The organism is Kineococcus gynurae (assembly GCF_042433995.1).
In the GTDB taxonomy this organism is placed as follows: Bacteria; Actinomycetota; Actinomycetes; order Actinomycetales; family Kineococcaceae; genus Kineococcus; species Kineococcus gynurae.
Genome location: NZ_JBHLUI010000012.1, coordinates 158564 through 175908 on the forward strand (window position 1 = coordinate 158564; position 17345 = coordinate 175908).

At 74.4% G+C, this 17345-nt stretch carries 17 protein-coding genes; 16 read left to right on the plus strand and 1 reads right to left on the minus strand.

The genetic code is table 11. From position 1 onward, the window contains the following. Positions 1-42 precede the first annotated feature (42 nt). From ACFFKU_RS16760 to ACFFKU_RS16830, 15 genes are all read left to right on the plus strand, one after another. Positions 43-1725 carry a sensor histidine kinase gene (locus ACFFKU_RS16760; protein ID WP_380139751.1) on the plus strand — a complete coding sequence of 561 codons (1683 nt, stop codon included), beginning with the start codon at positions 43-45 and terminating at the stop codon, positions 1723-1725. Continuing rightward, positions 1722-2375 (plus strand): response regulator, encoded by a 654-nt coding sequence (locus ACFFKU_RS16765; protein WP_380139752.1) that lies wholly within the window; start codon positions 1722-1724, stop codon positions 2373-2375. The genes ACFFKU_RS16760 and ACFFKU_RS16765 overlap by 4 nt, the downstream gene beginning before the upstream one ends. Positions 2376-2520: 145 nt before the next feature. Then, positions 2521-3294: a CDP-alcohol phosphatidyltransferase family protein gene (locus tag ACFFKU_RS16770; protein WP_380139754.1), complete on the plus strand. Its 774-nt coding sequence runs from the start codon at positions 2521-2523 to the stop codon at positions 3292-3294. A 139-nt stretch (positions 3295-3433) separates the two neighbouring features. After that, positions 3434-4459, plus strand: a complete 1026-nt coding sequence (locus ACFFKU_RS16775; protein ID WP_380139756.1) for a LacI family DNA-binding transcriptional regulator — start codon at positions 3434-3436, stop codon at positions 4457-4459. A gap of 82 nt (positions 4460-4541) precedes the next feature. After that, on the plus strand, positions 4542-5765 hold the full coding sequence (locus ACFFKU_RS16780) for a sugar ABC transporter substrate-binding protein (protein WP_380139758.1): 1224 nt from the start codon (positions 4542-4544) through the stop codon (positions 5763-5765). Next, positions 5758-6708 carry a carbohydrate ABC transporter permease gene (locus tag ACFFKU_RS16785; protein ID WP_380139759.1) on the plus strand — a complete coding sequence of 317 codons (951 nt, stop codon included), beginning with the start codon at positions 5758-5760 and terminating at the stop codon, positions 6706-6708. Before ACFFKU_RS16780 ends, ACFFKU_RS16785 begins: the two co-directional genes overlap by 8 nt. Next, the gene (locus tag ACFFKU_RS16790) at positions 6705-7586 is read left to right on the plus strand and encodes a carbohydrate ABC transporter permease (protein WP_380139761.1); all 882 of its coding nucleotides are present in this window, start codon (positions 6705-6707) and stop codon (positions 7584-7586) included. The genes ACFFKU_RS16785 and ACFFKU_RS16790 overlap by 4 nt, the downstream gene beginning before the upstream one ends. A gap of 20 nt (positions 7587-7606) precedes the next feature. After that, complete coding sequence (locus tag ACFFKU_RS16795; protein ID WP_380139763.1) at positions 7607-8389, plus strand: ThuA domain-containing protein; 783 nt, start codon at positions 7607-7609, stop codon at positions 8387-8389. Next, complete coding sequence (locus ACFFKU_RS16800; protein WP_380139765.1) at positions 8386-9549, plus strand: Gfo/Idh/MocA family protein; 1164 nt, start codon at positions 8386-8388, stop codon at positions 9547-9549. The genes ACFFKU_RS16795 and ACFFKU_RS16800 overlap by 4 nt, the downstream gene beginning before the upstream one ends. Before the next feature lie 25 nt (positions 9550-9574). After that, complete coding sequence (locus tag ACFFKU_RS16805; protein ID WP_380139766.1) at positions 9575-10765, plus strand: Gfo/Idh/MocA family protein; 1191 nt, start codon at positions 9575-9577, stop codon at positions 10763-10765. Between the two features lie 128 nt (positions 10766-10893). After that, positions 10894-11256, plus strand: a complete 363-nt coding sequence (locus ACFFKU_RS16810; protein ID WP_380139768.1) for a hypothetical protein — start codon at positions 10894-10896, stop codon at positions 11254-11256. Continuing rightward, the gene (locus ACFFKU_RS16815) at positions 11256-12248 is read left to right on the plus strand and encodes an FAD:protein FMN transferase (RefSeq protein ID WP_380139770.1); all 993 of its coding nucleotides are present in this window, start codon (positions 11256-11258) and stop codon (positions 12246-12248) included. The genes ACFFKU_RS16810 and ACFFKU_RS16815 overlap by 1 nt, the downstream gene beginning before the upstream one ends. Continuing rightward, positions 12238-12846 (plus strand): ferric reductase-like transmembrane domain-containing protein, encoded by a 609-nt coding sequence (locus tag ACFFKU_RS16820; protein WP_380139771.1) that lies wholly within the window; start codon positions 12238-12240, stop codon positions 12844-12846. Before ACFFKU_RS16815 ends, ACFFKU_RS16820 begins: the two co-directional genes overlap by 11 nt. After that, positions 12843-14084, plus strand: coding sequence for an NADH-ubiquinone oxidoreductase-F iron-sulfur binding region domain-containing protein (locus tag ACFFKU_RS16825; RefSeq protein ID WP_380139772.1), 1242 nt, complete (start codon positions 12843-12845; stop codon positions 14082-14084). The genes ACFFKU_RS16820 and ACFFKU_RS16825 overlap by 4 nt, the downstream gene beginning before the upstream one ends. Further along, a complete protein-coding gene (locus tag ACFFKU_RS16830) occupies positions 14081-14302 on the plus strand; it encodes a ferredoxin (RefSeq protein WP_380139773.1) in 222 nt (73 codons plus the stop codon). Before ACFFKU_RS16825 ends, ACFFKU_RS16830 begins: the two co-directional genes overlap by 4 nt. Here the strand turns inward: ACFFKU_RS16830 and ACFFKU_RS16835 are convergent, their stop codons facing one another. Beyond that, positions 14303-14959 (minus strand): DUF305 domain-containing protein, encoded by a 657-nt coding sequence (locus tag ACFFKU_RS16835; protein ID WP_380139774.1) that lies wholly within the window; start codon positions 14957-14959, stop codon positions 14303-14305. Between the two features lie 36 nt (positions 14960-14995). Between ACFFKU_RS16835 and ACFFKU_RS16840 the strand changes: the two genes are divergently transcribed. After that, entirely contained in the window at positions 14996-17344 is a 2349-nt protein-coding gene (locus tag ACFFKU_RS16840) for a heavy metal translocating P-type ATPase (RefSeq protein WP_380139775.1), read from the plus strand. Position 17345 lies beyond the last annotated feature (1 nt).

The following is a 17345-nucleotide window of genomic DNA, read 5'->3' on the forward strand; positions in this document are numbered from 1 at the left end:
CCATTCTAGAAGTGACACGGAGTGACGAAGGGTGGGAGCCTCGTGATCGAAGAGCAGTCCGGGCAGCACCCCGGGTCCGTGGAGGGGGGCGTGCTCTTCCCCCAGGTGGCGCGCCTGGAGCTGGACGAGCTGCTCGAGCAGCTGCTGGAGCGGGCCCAGGACGTGCTGCGCACCCAGAGCCGGCTGCGCGGCCTGCTCGCCGCGACACGCGCGATCAGTTCCGACCTCGACCTCTCCGCCCTCCTGCGCCGCATCACCCAGGCCGCGTGCGACCTGGTGGGCGCGCGCTACGGCGCGCTCGGGGTGATCGGTGAGGACGACGGCCTCTCGGAGTTCGTCACGGTGGGGGTCGACGAGGAGACGAAGGCCGGCATCGGACGGCTGCCCCGGGGAGGAGGGTTGCTGGGGCGGCTCATCGAGGACCCCTCCCCGTTGCGGCTCACCGATCTCGGCCGGCACCCCGACTCGGTCGGGCTGCCGCCGGGCCACCCGCCCATGCGGACCTTCCTGGGGGTGCCGATCCGGGTACGCGGGCAGGTGTTCGGCAACGTGTACCTGACCGAGAAACCCGACGGGTTCACCGCCGAGGACGAGGAACTGCTCATCGCGCTCGCCTCCGCCGCCGGGGTGGCGATCGACAACGCCCGGCTGCTGGACAAGGCCGAGCGACGGCAGCGCTGGTTGCGGGCCTCCGCCGACATCGTCCGCGTCCTGCTGGCCGGGGAGGGGCGGGCCCTGGCCCTGGTCGCCGGGGCCGCGCGGGCGGCGGCCGAGGCGGACCTCGCCCTCGTCCTGGCCCCCGCCGAGGACGGACCGGGGGCGCACGTCGTGGCGGCGGACGGACCGGGGGCCGACCTGTTGCGCGGCAGCGCCGTGCCGGCCGACGAGCACGGGGCGCCGGATCTCCGTGCCCGTCCCGACCTCCCGGGCGGACCCCGGTTGACGACGCCCCTCACCGTCTCCTCGGGGCGGCGCCCCGGGGTCCTGCTGCTGCTGCGCGAGCCGGGTCGGCGGCCCTTCGACGCCGGGGACCAGGAGATGGCCACCGACTTCGTCGGGCACGTCGGGCTGGCGCTGGAACTCGGTCGGGCGCAGGAGGACCAGCGCCGTCTGGTCCTGCTCAACGACCGCGACCGGATCGCGCGCGACCTGCACGACCGGGTCATCCAGCAGCTGTTCGCCTCGGGCCTGCGGATGTCGGCCCTCGCCACCCGGACCCGCGAACCCGAGACGGTCGAGGCGCTGCGGGCCCTCATCGGGGCGGGTGACGAGACGATCCGGGCCATCCGCTCCACGATCTTCGAACTCACGCGTTCCGACGAGGACGCCGACGTCCGCAGCACGGCGCGCGACCTGGTCGCGGAGTTCAGCGACCTGCTCGGCATCACCCCCACCCTCACCTTCGAGGGGTCCGCCTCCGGGATCGGGGCGGACACCGTGCGCCAGACCGGCTTCGCCCTGCGGGAACTGCTGTCCAACTGCGCCCGGCACGCCCGGGCCGGCGTGGTCACGGTGCACGTCGCGACCACCGCGCACGACCTCACCCTCGTCGTCACCGACGACGGCGTCGGACTCGACCGGGACGGGCCGGATCGACCGCTGCGGCGCAGCGGGTTGCGCAACCTGCAGGAGCGGGCCGAGGCGCTCGGCGGGGAGTTCCGCGTCGAGTCCCCGGTCACGGCCGAAGGGCGGGGCACCCGGGTCGAGTGGCGGGTCCAGGCGTGAGCACCTCCGTCGTCCTGGTCGACGACCACGCCGTCGTCCGCGCCGGTCTGCGCGCGGTGCTCGAGTCCGACCCCGGGATCCGGGTCGTCGCCGAGGCCGCGACCGTCGCCGAGGCGCTCGCCGCCCTCGCCCGGACCCGACCCGACGTCGCGATCCTCGACGGCCGGTTGCCCGACGGGTCCGGGATCGAGGTCTGCCGTCGGCTGCGGACCGCCTCCCCGGCCACCCGCGCCATCATCCTGACCTCCTACGACGACGACCAGGCGCTGCTGGCGGCGGTGCTCGCCGGTGCGGCCGGGTACCTGCTCAAGGAGATCGGCACCACCGACCTGGTCGACTCGGTCCGGCGGGTCCACGCCGGGGAGTCGTTGCTGGACCCGGCCGCCGTCGAGACGGTGCGCCGTCGACTCGCCGACCCGGTGGCCGCCGATCCCCGTTTCGACGCGTTGACCGCCCAGGAGCGGCGCGTGCTCGCGCTGCTGGGCAACGGGTCCAGCAACCGCCAGATCGGCCGGGAGATGGACCTGGCGGAGAAGACGGTCAAGAACTACGTGTCCAGCGTGCTGGCCAAGCTGCACCTGCAGAGCCGCACCCAGGCCGCCCTGCTGCTGCGCGACGCCGGTGACGGGGGCGGGCCCCCCACCCGCTGAAACCCTCGGGGTGGCCCGCGACCGCCCGCGCTCCGCGCCGGACTGGTCGGGGTCGTGAGGGGGTGGCACGATGCTCGCTCACGGCCCGCGGGGGCCGCGTGGAGGCGGGCCAGGTCTCGGACCAGGGCAGGGTCGGGAGCGGGAGATGGACGGCGAGGACCGACGGACGACGTCCGTCCTCCGTCGGCGACCCGGCCGCTGCGACGCGGGGCGCGGCGAGGGGACCGCGGTGCGCGACGCCACCCTGGCGCTGCTGTCCGCCGCGCTCCTCTGCGGTCTCCTGGCCGCGGGGCCCTGGTCGGCGGGGTCCGTCGGTCCGGCGATCGCGACCGGGGTCGGGGTCGTCGGGGTCGCGGCCGCGGCCCTGCTGACCCGTCCGGGCCGCCGGGTGGGTCCGGCCGACCGGGTGACCCTCGCCCGCACCGTGCTCGTCGGGGGCTGCGCGACGATCACCGTGCTGACGCTGACGGGAGGCATGGGACCCCGGCCCTGGTGGCTGATCGCCCTCGCCCTGCCCGCGCTGGTCCTCGACGGCGTGGACGGTCACGTCGCCCGACGCACCGGCACCTCCTCGCCGGCCGGGGCGCGCTTCGACATGGAGGTGGACGCCGCGCTGATCCTGGTGCTGTCGGTGGCCGTGGCCGGGACCGTCGGCCCGTGGGTGCTGCTGATCGGGGCCGCCCGCTACCTCTGGATCGGCGCCTCCGCGGTGGTCCCCCGACTGCGTCGACGTCCCCGGATCCGGCTGTCCCGCAGGGTTATCGCGGTCGTCCAGGCCGGGGCCCTGCTCGTCGCCCTGGTGCCGCCGGTGCCGCTGGCCGCGGCCACGGTCGGGCTGGTGGTGGCCCTGGGCGCCCTGCTGTTCAGTTTCGGCCGCGACCTGCGCGAACTCCTCGGGGCACCGCGGCGACGGTCCTGAGTTCCCCCGGTCCCCGGTCCCTCGTCCCGTCCCGGGCGCCGTCGGTCGGGGGGAATCCGACCGAGCTGGTTGACGACCGCCGGGGTCTCGCCTAGTTTCGGGCAGGTCATCGAAACGCATCGACGCGGAGGGGGTGGGCATGTCCGGGACGAGTCGTGGCCGGCCCCCGACGAGCAAGGACGTGGCCCGTGTGGCCGGCGTCGCGCAGAGCACGGTCTCCTACGTGATGAGCGGCAAACGCCCGATCTCGGAGAAGACCCGTCGCCTCGTCCAGGACGCGATCGACGAGCTCACCTACCAGCCCAACGCCGGGGCGCGGGCCCTGGCCAGCCACCGCACCAACATCATCGCCCTCGTCGTCCCGTTCCGGTCCAGCGTGTCCGCGCACGGGCTGATGGCCTTCGCCGAGGAGATCGCGCTCGCCTCCCGGGCCCACGACCACGACGTGCTCCTGGTGACGGCCGACGAGGGGCCGGAGGGCCTGCGCCGGGTCGCCGGGCGGGCCCTGTGCGACGCGCTGGTCGTCATGGAGGTGGCGACGCACGACGCCCGGACGGAGGTCGTCCGCAGCCTGTCCCTCCCCACGATGTTCATCGGGCTCCCCGCCGACGCCGAGGACCTGCACTGCATCGACTTCGACTTCGAGGCCGGTGCGGAACTCCTGCTGCGGGCCCTGCACGCGGGCGGGAACACCGAGGTGCACGTGCTGGGCTGGGGGGCCGACACCGAGGAGCGGGACATCAACTACGTCCCCCGGGTCCGGCGTCGGGTCCACGACGTGGCCGCGGAGCTGGACCTGGACCTGCACTGGCACGTCAGCCCGCACGGTGCGGCCGGTGCGACGGACTTCGTGGCGGCGGTGGCCGCGGCCGCTGCGGCGCGCCCCCCGGGGCTGCTCCTGCTGCACAACCTGTCCGCAGCCGAGACCGCGCTGCGCAACGCCGGATGGCGGCCGGGGGTCGACGTCGACGTCGTGGCCCTGGCCCCCGACGCCGACGTCGAGGCCCTCGAGGTGCCCCTCACCTCGGTCTCCACCCAGCCCCGGGACGTGTCGCGCCAGGCGATGGACTGGCTCTTCGCCCTGCTGGAGCACGACGCGCCGGGGGAGCAGCGCCGGGTCCCCGGCGTTCTCACCGACCGCGGCACCGTCCGCCCCCGTCCCTGACCCGAGAACCCACCGACCGCACCGACCCACGACCGGAATCGATACGCATCGACATCGATGCGCACCACCCTGAGGAGACACGATGGCTCGACGAGGAACCGTCCGTACCGTCCTGGCGCTCGCGCTGACCCTGCCCCTGGCCCTCTCGGCCTGCGGCGGTGGCGGCGGGAGCACGGCGGGGGGTGACGACAGCACCCTGCGGGTGCTCGACTACCACAACGACGAACCCAACAAGTCCGTGTGGCAGAAGGCCCTGGACGACTGCGGCACCCAGGTGGGCATGACCGTGCAGCGCGAGAGCGTCCCGGGGGAGACGTTGATCCAGAAGGTGCTGCAGCAGAGCAGCTCCCGCACCCTGCCCGACGTCCTCATGCTGGACAACCCCGACCTGCAGCAGATCGCCGCCTCCGGGGCGCTGGCTCCCCTGGACGACTTCGGTCTCACCTCCGACGGGTACGCGGCCGGGGTGACGGCCGCCTCCACCTACGAGGGCAAGCTGTACGGGCTGCAGCCCATCACCAACACGATCGCGTTGTTCTACAACGAGGACATCCTGGCCGAGGCCGGGTTGACCCCGCCGACCACCTGGGAGGAGCTCAAGGCCACCTCGGCGGCCCTGACCGAGGGCGACCGCTACGGCGTGGCCTTCTCGGCCATGAACTCCTTCGAGGGGACCTGGCAGTTCCTGCCGTTCATGTGGTCCAACGGCGGGGACGAGAAGGACATCGCGACCCCGGAGACCGCCGAGGCCCTGCAGCTGTGGGTCGACCTGGTGCAGAGCGGCTCCGCCTCGCGGTCGGTGGTCACCTGGGGCCAGGCCGACGTCATGGAGCAGTTCTCCGCCGGGAACGCCGCGATGATGGTCAACGGCCCCTGGAACTTCGGCGCCCTGAACGAGAACGCCGACCTGAACTACTCGGTCGTCCCGCTGCCCGCGCCCACGGCCGGGGGCACCGTGGTCTCCCCGTTCGGCGGGGAGACCTGGACCGTTCCGCAGACGGGGAACCCCGACAAGCAGAAGAAGGCCGCCGAGTTCGTGGCCTGCCTGAACTCCGACGAGAACATGGTGGCCGAGGCCGTCGGCACCAACACGGTCCCGACCAAGCCGGAACTGACGGAGCAGGCGGTCAGCCAGGTCCCCGCCCTGGAGTCGTTCGCCGCCCAGGTGCCCGACCTCCGGGCGCGCACCGGGGAGCTCGGCGCCGAGTGGCCCACGGCGGCCACCAAGATCTACACCGCCGTCCAGAACGCGCTGGTCGGGGGGATGACCCCGACGGACGCCCTGAAGCAGGCCCAGGATGGCTGAGACCCTGGCCCCGGCCGCACCTCGCGTGGCACCGGGCGCCCCGGCCGGCCGGCGGGGCGGCGGCCGTCGGCGGACCCGGTTGGTCGAGATCGCCTTCCTCCTGCCCGCGGTGGTCTACCTCGGTCTGTTCTTCGGCTTCCCGGTCGTGAAGAACGTGGTGATGGGTTTCCAGGCCTACACCACGTCGACCTTCTACACCGGCGAGGCGCCGTTCGTCGGGTTCGACAACTACGTCGCGGTCGTCTCCTCGGCGGTGTTCGACCGGGCCCTGCTGAACACGGCGCTGTTCACCGTGGGCTCCATCGTCGGGCAGTTCGTCCTCGGCCTCGCGATCGCCCTCTTCTTCCACCGGCGCTTCCCGCTGTCGGGGTTCCTGCGGTCGTTGATCCTGCTGCCCTGGCTCATCCCCATGATCGCCGGAGCGGCGGTCTGGCGGTGGATCCTGGACACCGACAACGGGGTCCTCAACCGCGTCCTGTCGGTGCTGCCCTTCCTGGACCGTCCCGACTGGCTGACCTCGACGTCGCTGGCGCTGGTCGCGGTGATCGGGGTGAACATCTGGCTCGGGATCCCCTTCACCATGACCATCCTCTACGGCGGGCTGCAGGAGATCCCCGCGGAGGTGTACGAGGCCGGGGCCCTCGACGGGGCGACCGGGTGGCGCGCCTTCCGCAGCATCACCTGGCCGCTGCTGCGACCCGTAGTCACCGTGGTCCTCGTGCTCAGCGTGGTCTACACCGTCAAGGTCATCGACGTGATCCTCGGGGTGACCAACGGCGGACCGGCCGACTCGACCCAGACGCTGGCGACGTTGTCGTACGCGGTCTCGTTCCGGCAGTTCGACTTCGGGGCCGGCGCCGCGCTCGGCAACATCCTGGTCCTGATCTCGCTGGTCTTCGCCGTGGTGTACCTGCGGCTGAACCGACGGCAGGTGGACGAATGAGAGGCACCGACGTGGACACCCCCTCCCGACCGGCCCGACGCTCCCGGTCGGCCCCGCGCACCGTCCGGCGCGAGCCCCGGGGGTTCGGGCGCACGGTCGTGGGCGTCGCCATCCTGGCGGTCATGCTGTTCCCGCTCTACTGGATGCTCAACGTGTCGCTGCAACCCGCGGGGGCCGCGGTGGCCACCCCGTGGTTCCCGGTGGACCTGAGCCTCGACGGGTACGCCACCGCGATCCGGGAGCAGAGCGGCAACCTCGGGACCAGTCTGGTCGTCGGCCTGGGCAGCGTGGTGGTGAGCCTCGTCATCGCCACCCCGGCCGCCTACGCCATGGCCCGGTTCCGGCTCGGTCGCTGGGTCGAGGTGCTGCTGTTCGGCGTCCTCATCACCCAGATGGTGCCGGGGATCGTCGTCGCCAACGCCCTCTACAGCGCCTACAGCGACCTCGGCCTGCTCAACACCGTGGGCGGGTTGATCCTGGCCGACTCAGCGCTCGGGGTCCCGTTCTCGATCCTGGTGATGCGAGCGTTCATGCGGGGCATCCCGGGTTCGGTCGTCGAGGCGGCCTACGTGGACGGGGCGGGACCCGTCCGGGCGTTCGTCTCGGTCGTCCTGCCGATGAGCCGCAACGCCCTCGTGACCGCGGGGTTGTTCTCCTTCCTGTTCGCCTGGGGGGACTTCCTCTTCGCCCTGACCCTGACCACCACCGAGACCGTGCGGCCCATCACCCTGGGTCTGTACACCTACATCGGCAGCTTCGTGAACGACTGGTCGCCGATCATGGCGACCGCCGTCCTCTCGTCGCTGCCGGCGATCGTGCTGCTCGTCGTCGCCCAGCGCTACGTCGCCGCCGGCGTGACCGGCGGAGCAGTGAAATGACCCGAGAGGAGACCGACCGCATGAGCAGTCCAGTCCGCGTCCTGGTGTGGGGCGAGAACCGTCACGAGCAGCTCGAACCGTCGGTGGCGGCCCGTTACCCCGACGGGATGCACGGCGCGATCGCGCGAGGCGTCGAGGAGCACCTGGGCGAGGGGGCCAGCGTCCGGACGACCACCCTGGACGAACCCGAGCACGGGCTGTCCGAGGAGGTCCTGCGCGAGACCGACGTCCTGGTCTGGTGGGGGCACGCGGCCCACGGCGAGGTGTCCGACGAGGTCGCCGAACGGGTGCAGCGGCACGTCCTGGCCGGGATGGGGTTCGTCGTCCTGCACTCGGGGCACTGGTCCAAACCGTTCGTCCGGCTGATGGGTACGAGCTGCACCCTGCGGTGGCGCTCCGAGCACGACCGGGAACTGGTCTGGACCGTCGACCCCACCCACCCGATCGCCCAGGGGGTCCCGCACCCCCTGGTCATCGACGAGGACGAGATGTACGGCGAGTTCTTCGACGTCCCGGCGCCCGACGAGCTGGTCTTCATCTCCTCGTTCTCGGGTGGCGAGGTGTTCCGCTCCGGCTGCACCTGGCGGCGGGGTTTCGGCAAGATCTTCTACTTCCGTCCCGGGGACCAGGACTACCCCACCTACCACCACGACGGGGTCCGCCGGGTCATCGCCAACGGGGTCGCCTGGGCGCGCACCCTGCGCCCGGAGCGCACCGACCCGGTGCTCCTGCGCTACGACACCGGCGACTTCTTCCGGGGCCACGGGTACGAGGGACCGCTGGACCCGGCGGTGACCGCATGAGCGCCCCCGGGGCGACGGGGGAGACGGGGGTGATGGGGAACGGCGGGGTGGCGCCCGTGCGACTCGTGCTGGTCGGGGCGGGGGCCATGGGCCACACCTGGTTGCGGGCGATGGCGGCGAACCCCGACGTCGAGCTGGTCGGCATCGTCGACCTCGACCTGGCGACCGCGCGGCAGGCGGCCGAGAAGTTCGAGGTCCCCGGGGTCGCCCTCGGGCCCGACGCGGTGGCCGTGGCCCGGCAGACCGGGGCCGACGCGATCGTCAACGTCACGGTTCCGCGCGCCCACCACCCGGTGACGACCGCGGCCCTCTTCGCGGGCTTCCCGGTCCTGGGGGAGAAACCCCTCGCCGACACGCTGGCCGAGGCCCTGTCGCTCGCCGCGGCCGCCGCGGTGACCGGGGTCCGCTTCGTGATCAGCCAGTCCCGGCGGTTCAACCCGCACGTGGCGCAGTTCCGGGCCCAGGCCGACGCGCTCGGCGAACTGGCCCTGCTGACCACGGAGTTCACCAAGGCGCCCCGCTTCGGCGGTTTCCGCGACGAGATGGCCCACCCCCTGCTGGTCGACATGGCGATCCACCAGTTCGACCTGGCCCGCCACGTCCTGCGGGCCGACCCGGTCTCGGTCTACTGCGAGGAGTTCAACCCCGGGTGGAGCTGGTACGCGGGGGCCGCGAACGCCTGCGCCACCTTCGAGATGAGCTCGGGGGCGCGGTACTCGTTCTCGGGCAGCTGGTGCGCCCCGGGGTTGGAGACGTCCTGGAACGGCGCCTGGCGGCTCAGCGGGGCCCGCGGCAGCGCCGTCTGGGACGGGGACCACCCGCCGCGGTGCGAGATCGTCGAGGCGGGGGTGGAGCCGGCCGCGGTCGCCGACCCCGGGCTGGAGGTCCCCGGGTCGTTGGCCGCCTTCGTGACCGCGCTCCGTACCGGGTCCCCGGCCATGGGGGAGGTCCACGACAACGTCCTCAGCCTGGCGATGGTCGAGGCCGCGACGACCTCGGCCGCGACGGGTCGTAGGGTCACGGTGGCGGAGGTCCTGGACCGGGCGCGCACCGAGGCACTCGCCGCGGAACGTCGTGACGACGTCCGGGCGGTCCTGGACTCGTGGACCGACGTGACCACCGCCCTGAGCAGGGGCCGCGAAGCCGCCGCGGTCCGGTGAGACGAGGATCGAGGAGGATCAGTTGATGTCCGCACCCGAGGACCGGCCCGAACTGGGGATCGCCGTGGTCGGCCATTCCTTCATGGGGGCCGTGCACTCCCACGCCTGGCGCACCGTCGACCACGTCGGGCGACCCCGCTTCCGGACCCGGCGGCGGGTGCTGGCGGGCCGGGACGCGGGGCGGGCCGCCGCCGCGGCCGCGCAGTTCGGCTGGGACGAGGGCGTGGGGGACTGGCGCGCCCTGCTGGAGCGGGACGACGTCCACGTCGTGGACATCCTGACGCCGGGTGACTCCCACGCCGAGATCGCGATCGCGGCGCTCGAGGCCGGCAAGCACGTCATCTGCGAGAAGCCGCTGGCCAAGACCGTCGAGGAGGCGGAGCGGATGACCGCCGCGGCCGAGGCGGCCGCCGCCCGCGGGGTGCGCAGCATGGTCGCCTTCAACTACCGGCAGGTGCCGGCCGTCGGGCTGGCCCGGCAGCTCGTGGCCGCCGGGCGCCTGGGGACGGTCCGGCAGGTGCGCGCGGTGTACCTGCAGGACTGGATCGTGGACGAGGAGTTCCCGCTGACCTGGCGCCTGCAGGCCGACCGGGCCGGGGCCGGGTCGTTGGGGGACATCGGATCCCACATCATCGACGCCGCGCAGTTCATCACCGGGCAGCGGCTGGTCTCGGTCAGCGGGACCACCGAGACCTTCGTCAAGCAGCGGCCGCTGCCGGCGGCGGAGGCCGGGGTGGGGACCGGCCTGTCGGCGACCGCCTCGACCGAGATGGGCGAGGTGACCGTCGACGACGCCGCGGTGTTCTTCGGCCGCGGGGACGGTGGCGCGCTGATGACCTTCGAGGCGACCCGGATGGCGCTCGGTCGCAAGAACGGCATGAAGATCGAGGTGAACGGCTCGGCGGGGTCCGTCGCCTTCGACTTCGAGTCGATGAACGAACTCTGGTTCTACGACGGGACGGTTCCCGCGCCCGAGAACGGGTTCCGGCGCATCTTCGCGACCGAGCCCGAGCACCCCGGGGTGGCGAACTGGTGGCCCGCCGGGCACGGACTGGGGTACGACCACCCGTTCGTGCACGAGCTGCAGGAGTTCCTCTCGGCGATCGCCGACGGACGCGACCCGGCCCCGTCCTTCGCCGAGGGCCTGCAGGTGCAGCGCGTCCTGGAGGCCGTGCAGCGCAGCGCCGACAACGACTCGGTGCGCACGCCCGTCTGAGGTCCGCCGTCCGGCCCCGGGCTCTCCTCGGGAGAGCCGGGGTCGGGCGCGACCGGGGGGCGGCGAGACCCAGCCCGCGCACAGCCGCGGCCGGGTCGGGACCTGGGTGGGGCGCGCACCGTGGGCGCATGCCCACCGATCGACGCGGCCCCGTCCCCGGACCGGACCCTGCAGCGTTCCCCCGCACCGACCGCGACTCGTGGCGGCGGGGACGGTCCACCGTACGGACCGTCTCCGCCCTCGCGGCCGGCGGCACGGTCCTCGCCGTGGCCGGCGTCACCACCGGTCTCGCGCTCGCCGACTCCGGTTCCGGGAGCGCCGCGACCACCACCACCACGAGCACCACGAACGGCGGCACCGGCAGCGCCACGGTCGAGGGCGGGACGAGCAGCAGTTCCGCCGCCGACGGGTCCGGCTGGAGCCGCGTCTCGGGTCCGGTGTCGGGTGGCTCCGGGGGGTCCGGTCCGGCCGCGAGCTCGGGGGGTTCGTGATGCCGCTGCTGGAACGGCTCCCGCTCGGCGACGCCACCGCGCAGTGGTCGCGGTGGAGCACCACCGTGCGGCTGGTCGTCGCCGATCCTTCGGTCCTCGGGACGGCCCGGGAGGTCGTGGAGGCCGAGCTCGACCTTGTGGAGGCTGCGGCCAGCCGCTTCCACGACTCCGAGCTCGCCCGGTTGCGACCCGGTGCGCGGCAACGGATATCACCATTGCTGCGGCACCTGCTCGAGGAGGCGCTGCGCGCCGCCGAACGGACCGGCGGCGACGTCGACCCGGCGCTCGGCGGACCCCTCGGAGCGCTGGGCTACGACCGGGACCTGGACGAGGTCGTCCTCCGGGCCCCCCGGGGCGATTACGCCATCCCGGCCCGGACCGTGCAGCGCGTCCCCTTCTCCTGGCGCGATGTCGAGCTGCATCCCGCCGACGACGGCGGGGCCGAGCTGCTCCTGCCGCCCGGACTGCTCCTGGACCTGGGGGCGACGGCCAAGGCCTGCGCCGCCGACCTCGCCGCCGCCCGGATCGCCACCACCTGCGGGACCGGCGTCCTGCTCGCGCTGGGCGGAGACGTCGCCACCGCGGGGGAGCCGGTCGAGGGCGGGTGGTCGGTGCTGGTCCAGGACGGCGAGCACGAACCCGCCGCGGTGGTCACGCTGCCCGAGGGGGCCGCCGTGGCCTCCTCGAGCACCCGCAGCCGTCGCTGGCGCCACGGCACCCGCGAGCTGCACCACATCCTCGACCCGCGGACCCTGCTCCCGGCCGAGCCGTACTGGCGCACGGTGAGCGTCGTCGCGGACAGCACCGTGGCGGCGAACACCGCGAGCACCGCCGCGATCGTGCGGGGCGCGGCCGCGCTCGACGCCTTCGCCCGGGCCGGGACCACCGCCCGGTTGGTCGACCGCTCCGGGGCGGTCCACCTCACCGGGGGCTGGCCCGCCTCGGGGGAGCAGCACGACGGCGAGGTCCGGGTGGTGCGCGATGAGCGCTGACCTGCTCTGGTGGCTGGCCCGGGCCTCCGGCCTGCTGCTGCTCCCGTCGTTGTCCGCGGTGCTGGTCCTGGGGATCCTGTCCCGGGGAGCCCGACGCCTGGGCGGGCGGGCGCGGTGGGTGACCCCGGCCCTGCACCGGACCCTGGCCCTGACCATGGTCGGGTTGCTCGGGCTGCACGTGGTCACGATCGTCGCCGACTCCTCCGTCGACGTCGGCGTGCTGGACGTCGTCGTCCCCTTCGTCTCCGGCTTCGACCCGTTCTGGACCGGGCTGGGCACGACCGCCCTGCTGCTCGTGGTCACCATCACCGTGTCCAGCCTGGTCCGGGTCCGGCTGGGCCACCGGGCCTGGGCCGCCCTGCACGCCCTCGCCTGGGTCGTGCTGCCGGTCGCGGTCGCGCACGGGCTGGGCGTGGGGACCGATGCGCGCACCCCGCTGGGGGTGGCGCTCGCGGTCGGCTCCGTCCTGGCCGTCGGTGCGGCCGCCGCGCTCGGTCGGACGCGCCCCGCCCCTCGTCCCGCGCGCATCCCGCAGCTCGTCCCCGTCCGAGCGGTCCCCGTCGGGACCGGTCGACCCGTCCGGTTGGAGAGGTCATGACCGTCGTCACGCAGGGCGCCACCCCGCGCCTGCACACCCCGCGCCGGCTGCTGGCCGCCGAGAACCCCGGGCTCGAGGAGCACCTGCGGGTCCACGGCGCCCTGGTCCTGCCCCGGGCGCGGTCGATCGCCGACCTCCTCGGCGAGGTCCGGGCCGCCCGCTCGACGGGCCGCGGTGGGGCCGGACGCCCCGTGGCCGACGCGTTCGACGCCGTGCGCGACGGGGTGGCCACCACCGGCCGGCCGGCCGTCGTCGTGGCCAACGGCGTCGAGGGGGAACCGGTCAGCCGCAAGGACGTGACCCTGCTGACCCGTGCCCCGCACCTGGTCCTCGACGGCCTGGACCTGGCGGCCGCCGTCGTCGGTGCCGACGCCGCGGTGCTCTGCGCGGCCGAGGGGCCGGGCCTGGCGGCCGTCCGGACCGCGGTGGCGGAACGCCGGCGCCACCGGCGGGGTGGGGTCGCCGTCACCGTCGTGCCCTCGGCCCCGGGTTTCGTGGCCGGGCAGGACACGGCGGTGGTGGCCCACCTGAACGGGGCCGCCCCCGTGCCGCGCGGGGACGGGGTCCCGTTGTCCCGCAACGGGGTGCACGGTCGACCGACCCTGGTGAAGAATGTGGAGACGTTGGCCCAGCTGGCCCTCGTCGGCCGGCACGGGGCGCGAGGGATCGCCTCGCTGGGGACGCCGGAGAACCCGGGCACGCTGCTCACGACCGTGGCCGTCACCGGGGCGGAGCCGCGGGTGGTGGAGGTCGCATGGGGGACCCCGCTGCGGTCGGTGCTGGCGGTGACCGGTGGACCCGTGTCGGCCGCCCTCGTCGGGGGCTTCCACGGGTCGTGGATCGGGGGGGACGAGCTCGACGTCCCCCTGAGCCCCTCGGCGCTCGCCGGCGTGCGGGCCTCGGTCGGTGCCGGGGTGCTGCTGGCCCTGCGGCCGGGGGAGTGCGGGTTGCGGGCCACCGAGCGGGTCCTGGTCTACCTGGCCGGGCAGTCGGTGCGGCAGTGCGGCCCCTGCCGGTTCGGTCTCCCGGGGCTGGCCGAGCGGTTCTCGGCCGTCCTCGACGGGCGCGGGGGTGGTGAGGAGCTCGGGCGTTCGCTGACGCTGCTCCAGGGTCGGGGGGCCTGCCGGCACCCGGACGCCAGCGCGGCGATGCTGGCCTCCACCGTGCGGGTGTTCGCCGCCGACCTGGCCGCCCACCGTGCGGGCCGCTGCACCGTCGCCGGGACCGTGGCGGCATGACCGCGCCGGTGGCCGAACTCCGCATCGACTGGGCGGCCTGCGACGGGCGGGGGCACTGCGCGGAACTCCTCCCCGAGCTGCTGCTCGCCGACGACCACGGCTTCCCGGTGGTGCGCGACGGCGGCCGGCGGGTGCGGGTGCCGGCCGAGCTGCTCAGCCGGGCCCGCGAGGCCGAGCGACTCTGCCCCGTGCTCGCCCTGCGCCTGTCCCGGCACTGATCACCCGCCCAGCAGACCGCGCATCTCCTCGATCTCGGCGGTCTGGCTGCGTTCCACCGACCGGGCCAGGTCCAGCGCCGCCGGGTCCTTGCCGTTGTCGATCTCCGTGCGGGACATGGTGATCGCCCCCTCGTGGTGGGCGATCATCGCCTGCAGGAAGAGTCGGTCGAACTCCGCGCCCCGCGCCTGCGCCAACGCCTTCTCGGTGGCCGCGTCCATCATCCCGGGCATCGTCCCGGACATCGCGCCGTGGTCCTCGTGGTCACCGTGGCCGTCGTCGGTCGCGGTGAGCGGTGCGCCCCAGGCCGTCAACCACCCCGTCATGGTCGCGATCTCCGGCTCCTGGGCGTCCCGGATCCGGGTGGCGAGGGCCTGCACCTCGGGGCCGGCCCCGGTGCTCGGGTCCAGGGCCTGCTCGGCCATCTCGACCGCCCCCTCGTGGTGCACGATCATCTGCTGCGCGAACTCCACGTCGGCCGCGGCGGCGCCCGTGGTCGACGCGGGGGACTGATTGCTCGACGGGGCGCTCGAGGGGGTGCCGGAGGGGGCGGGGGTGGCCCCGGTGTGACCGTCGTGGTCGGACCCGCAGCCGGTCAGCAGCAGCAGGCCGAGGACCGGGGCGAGGGCGACGCTGCGGCGTCGGCGGAGGGTGTGCATGGGCGCAATGATACCCCTTGGGGGTATCCTCGGGCCATGGCTCCCCACTGCTCCTCGGCTCCCGTGACCCGGGCCCCCCGTACCGACCCGGTGTGCGGGATGTCGGTCGCCCCCGACGCTCCCCTCTCGGTCGAGCACGCGGGCACGCGGTACGGGTTCTGCTCCGAGGGGTGCCGGTCACGGTTCCAGGGCGACCCCGAGAAGTGGCTCACCGGGCGGCCGGGAGCGGGCCACGAGGAGGGCCGCACCCACCCGCAGCAGTCCGGGAGCACCGCGGCCGCGGGGTGGACCTGTCCCATGCACCCCGAGGTGCGACGGGACGGACCCGGCAGCTGCCCCGAGTGCGGGATGGCGCTGGAGCCGGTCGAGGTGAGCGGGGAAGAGACCCCCAACGTCGAGCTGGAGGATCTCCGTCGGCGCCTGCGGGTGGGGATCGTCCTCACGGTGCCGATCCTGATGCTGGAGATGGGGTCCCACCTCGTCCCGGCCCTGCACCACGCGATCCCCGGGGACGTCTCGGCCTGGGTGCAGCTCGCCCTGGCCACCCCGGTCGTCGGCTGGGCGGGGTGGCCGTTCCTGCAGCGCGGCTGGACCTCGGTGCGGACCCGTCGGCTGAACATGTTCACCCTGGTGGCCCTGGGGACGGTCACCGCCTGGGCCGCCTCGGCCCTCGCGACCCTGGTCCCGGGGATCGTCCCCGCCTCCTTCCGCGAACCGGACGGCTCCGTCGCCGTCTACTTCGAGGCGGCCGCGGTCATCACCGTCCTGGTGCTGCTCGGCCAGGTCCTGGAGCTGCGTGCGCGCGACCGGACGACCGGTGCGGTCCGGGCCCTGCTGCGGCTGCGACCGGACACGGCCCGTCGCCTCGACCCCGGGGGCGGGGAGACCGAGGTCGCGCTCGACGACGTCGGCGTCGGCGACCGCCTGCGGGTCCGGCCGGGCGACCGGGTCCCGGTCGACGGGACGGTGGAGTCCGGTAAGGCCGCCGTCGAGGAGTCGTTGGTGACCGGGGAGTCCCTGCCGGTCGCGAAGGGTCCCGGGGACGGGGTCGTGGGCGGCACGGTCGTGGCCGACGGCACCCTCGTGGTGCGGGCCGAGCACGTCGGGCGCGACACCGTCCTGGCCCGCATCGTCGCGCTGGTGGGGGAGGCGCAGCGCACCCGCACCCGGGTGCAGCGCACCGCCGACCGCGTCGCCGCGATCTTCGTGCCCGTGGTGCTGCTCGTCGCGGTCGTCGCGTTCGTGGCGTGGACCCTGCTCGGCCCGGATCCCGCGGCCGCGCACGGGCTCGTCGCCGCCGTCGCGGTCGTCGTCATCGCCTGCCCGTGCGCGCTGGGCCTGGCCACCCCGATGTCGATCATGGTCGCCGTCGGGCAGGGCGCCCGGCTCGGCGTCCTCGTCAAGGACGCCGCCGCCCTGGAACGACTGGCCGACGTCGACACCCTCGTCGTGGACAAGACCGGCACCCTCACCGCGGGACGGGCCGAGGTCGTCGACGTCCACCTCCTCCCGGGGTTCGGGCGCGCGGAGGTCCTCGCCGCAGCCGCGGCCGTCGAGCGTGGTTCGGCGCACCCGCTGGCCCGGGCCGTGCTCGCCGCCGCCGGTGACACCCCGCTGGACGACGTGGTCGGGTTCGACGCCCCCGCCGGTCGCGGGGTGCGCGGCGTGGTGGCCGGTCGGGCCGTCCTGCTGGGCAACGCGGACCTGCTGCGCGAGGACGGGGTCGACGGCACGCCGCTGGACGAGCCCGCCGCCGCCGCCCGCCGCGGGGGGGCGACCGCCGTCCTCGTCGCGCTCGACGGCGAACCCGCCGCCGTGCTGGAGGTCGCCGACCCGGTGCGCGAGGACGCCGCCGCCACCGTCGGCGGGTTGCGGGCCGGCGGCTGGGACGTCGTCATGCTCACCGGAGACGACCCGGCGACCGCGGCCGCCGTCGCACGCCGGCTCGGCATCGAGCGGGTCGAGGCCGGCCTGCGCCCCGAGGACAAGGCGCGGATCGTCGGCGAGCTGCGGGCCGCCGGACGGGTCGTCGCCATGGCCGGTGACGGGGTGAACGACGCGCCGGCGCTCGCGGCCGCCGACGTCGGCGTCGCCCTCGGTTCGGGGACCGACGTGGCCATCGAGTCCGCCGGGATCACCCTTCTGCACGGTGACCTCGGCGGACTCCTCCGGGCGCGGGACCTGTCCCGGCGGACGATGCGCAACATCCGGCAGAACCTCGGGTTCGCCTTCGCCTACAACGCCGCCGGGATCCCGGTGGCCGCCGGCGTCCTCTACCCGGTCTCCGGGGTGCTGCTCTCGCCCGCGATCGCGGCCGCCGCGATGGCGCTGTCCTCGGTCAGCGTCATCGCGAACGCCCTGCGGTTGCGGCGGGCGCGGGGCTGAC